The organism is Cryobacterium sp. CAN_C2, from assembly GCF_015751745.1.
GTDB lineage: Bacteria > Actinomycetota > Actinomycetes > Actinomycetales > Microbacteriaceae > Cryobacterium.
Genome location: NZ_JADOUX010000043.1, coordinates 1 through 2,854 on the forward strand (window position 1 = coordinate 1; position 2,854 = coordinate 2,854).

General features: G+C 57.5%; 1 protein-coding gene and 1 pseudogene. Both read right to left on the bottom strand.

The window, feature by feature from the left end; genetic code table 11:
* Nucleotides 1–683: 683 nt before the first annotated feature.
* Nucleotides 684–863 (bottom strand): annotated as a pseudogene (locus tag IWX77_RS17570) (IS1380 family transposase); the annotation flags it as partial.
* Nucleotides 864–1,016: 153 nt separating this feature from the next.
* Nucleotides 1,017–2,522 carry a DUF2142 domain-containing protein gene (locus tag IWX77_RS16740; protein WP_196845677.1) on the bottom strand — a complete coding sequence of 502 codons (1,506 nt, stop codon included), beginning with the start codon at nucleotides 2,520–2,522 and terminating at the stop codon, nucleotides 1,017–1,019.
* Between the last annotated feature and the right edge of the window lie 332 nt (nucleotides 2,523–2,854).

The following is a 2,854-nucleotide window of genomic DNA, read 5'->3' on the forward strand; positions in this document are numbered from 1 at the left end:
CGGCCCAACGAAGTCCACTATGGTTATCAGCAGCCAGCCCTGGCAGCGTAGACGAATCCACTAATTCCGCTGTCCGAAATCCCCGCAGCAGCCCATCCCCCCACAGTCGACAGCAACGCGAAGGTCAACGATCATGAGACACGAACCAACGTCTAGTTCAGCGTGTCTATGCGCTGCAGCACGAGGCTGAATCAGCCCGCATGCTGCGCAGTCGACGGCCAGAGACCGTCGTCAGCAAATGCCGACGCATCGTCGCAGGGATTCAGCTCGATCAGCGTCCTCTCTTTCCGCGCGTTCGTTCGCGCTTGCAATCTCATCCTTTACCCGAGTCAAGTTCACTCTGCCTTTGAGTTTGCTCAATTGATCGTTGCCGCTCTGCGCGTACATAGGAGATTAGCCCCGGAATTACCCAGGTAATGATGGGCAGCAGCACTGAGAGAATCCAGAATATGAAGGCGAAGTCGAAGGCCATGAGATAAAAACCGGCGGACACTACAACTAGCTGAAGCATCACCGACCAGAGCACCAGCCGGTCTCTCAGTCGACGCTTCCGTCCGCGACTTGGCACACTTGTCATCAGAACAATCCTTTGTCCATTGGCCTACTGTCTGATGAGTCTTTCAGAGATCCAGAAAGCAGACGGTGGGTCTCGCTTAGATTGCCCTGCTGGGTCCCAGTTGGGTTGACATAGTCATGCCCGCGTTCGCGCTGAAGTATCCGGGTAGTTTCACCCACTCATCGACGAGGTTACTGAGGCCAGTTTTCGCCGCCAACGCCATGACAGGAACAAGCCCGGCAGACGACACGAGATTCGGGTCATCATAGGAAGCGGACAAGGACCGGTGAGTGTGAGAAAGTTGCATCTACGAGATGCCTCCCTGGTTGGTGAATAGTTTGTTCAAGTAACGACTTTTTCACCTGATCAGAGGGTTATTCTTGGTTTGACTCGCAGCCACGGATTCAAAGCCGACCGGTGGATTGAGGATAAATCGCCGGAGCTGTGGGCGCAACCGTCATTATGGCCGGCTCAAGCTATTTTGCGTTCCGGTACTTCGCCGTTCTCCCGGTGATGGACTCTCGACAATGAGCTTCTCGGACCTAGTCGAGTGGTAAAGGCACCAGGCTGTGGTTCCCATTCCGACCACAAGCACCAGCGCCCACGGCCATCCACCGGCTGGCGGAAGCCACTGAGGCCGACAAAAAAAGTCGATCCAGTCTGCGTCAATACCCAACGAGTATCGCTTCATAACGGTCAAGAAGGCGAAGAGCTGAGCGAAGATTGTCCCACCGGCGAAAACCAAGATTAATCGACGGGGTGCGCGCGCGACGAGCTCTCCCGCGCCCGGGTTGCTCGCAACCGCGACCGTGGCGAAAATTACGGCGATCACATAGCCCACGAGGGTATACCGACCCTGCCAGATATAACCCGACGTCCATACAGACAGCGCTTGTATCACCGCTGGCACCAAGAAGAAGCCGGCCACTGCGACTATGACTCCGAGTAACACCCGTCCCTTGGCGAAGATGAATGCGGAGACGCCCAAGGCGACGCTGAGAAACGCCCACCACACGTACACGAAGGCCGGGGACGGTGTGTCCAGCCATCCGAAGACTCCTACCAAGCCCGAGTCAAAAGAACGGTCCACCAACATCTCAACGAACGCACGGATCGGAGTGACCTGGTACGCCCCAGGGTATACACCCATGCTTTCCAACGTCCCGGTTAGGAGGAGCCAGAGTCCTGCAGCGGCCACTCCGAGGGCGATTAAAACAATTGTGGCGATGACATCCCACCTCTTTACGAGGCTCAGGAGCGCCTTCGGAGGCGAACTCACAAGGACAGCCACTGCAATGACTGCCATCCATAACGGCGAAAGGCCCCTAGACTGCGCAAGCAGGACCCCGCTCCCAGCAATCGCCAACAGCCAGAGCCGCAATCGAATGCCCTCGGGTCTCCTTACGACAAGAAGCAAAGATGCGGTGAGGGCCGCGCCGGTGGCTATTTCTAGGGCGTTGGGGTTGAGCGCACCGGCAAGAAAAAAATACATAGGCGTGGCCGCGGCAAGGAATCCTATGCCTGTGATGAGCGCCGGGCGCAGGAGCACTAGGGCTTGCAGAGTAATAGCAAGGAAGAATGAGACCAGAAGAGCGCTCATGGCGCGCATCATCAGCACCGCCCGCGATGCATCGTCGGTGAGGAGGGAAGGCCATCCGACGATTGCATAGTAAGTGGGGTTGTATAGGCCCGCTGTCGTCTTCGCTGCGACTATTTGACTCCCGTTAGCAGCGTCGGGAAGGCACGATGCAGTGACTTGGGTATTGAATGCGAAGCACGGCCACGAATGCGCGTCAGCAATGCCGAACGGCACCTGAACCATCGTCTCGCCAGATCGTCCCGTGAGTTCGCCGACGAGGTCGCCCCTCGCTACTGAGGCTGCCTTGATGATGTGCGCTGGTTCGTCGGGGCTTCCACCCAACGGAGTTGCGACTGCCCAAGCTAGTGAGACCAGGGTCAGCGACACCCACAGGGTAATAAAAACGCGCCAAGGTCGCGCAGAGACCCTCGATGTCCAGTTCATGATTACTCCCAAAACGTCATTCTTCTAATCCACGCGCTGCCAGAATTGCAGCCGAAGTCTGCCGTGGCGCAGCCCCAGGACAGAACGCCTGGCAATGGTGCGAACGCGTGGTTCTAGACTGTCACCATTCGGCAGCCAAGCAGGGAATGACCGCCCGCGCCCGTATTAATCGCATAGACACAAACGTTATGCGCACCAGGAGCGGCAGCAACCTTCTCCGAGAGGCCGTGCAACGCGCCATACGCCGGATAGACCGCCGCGATATCCGCACGATT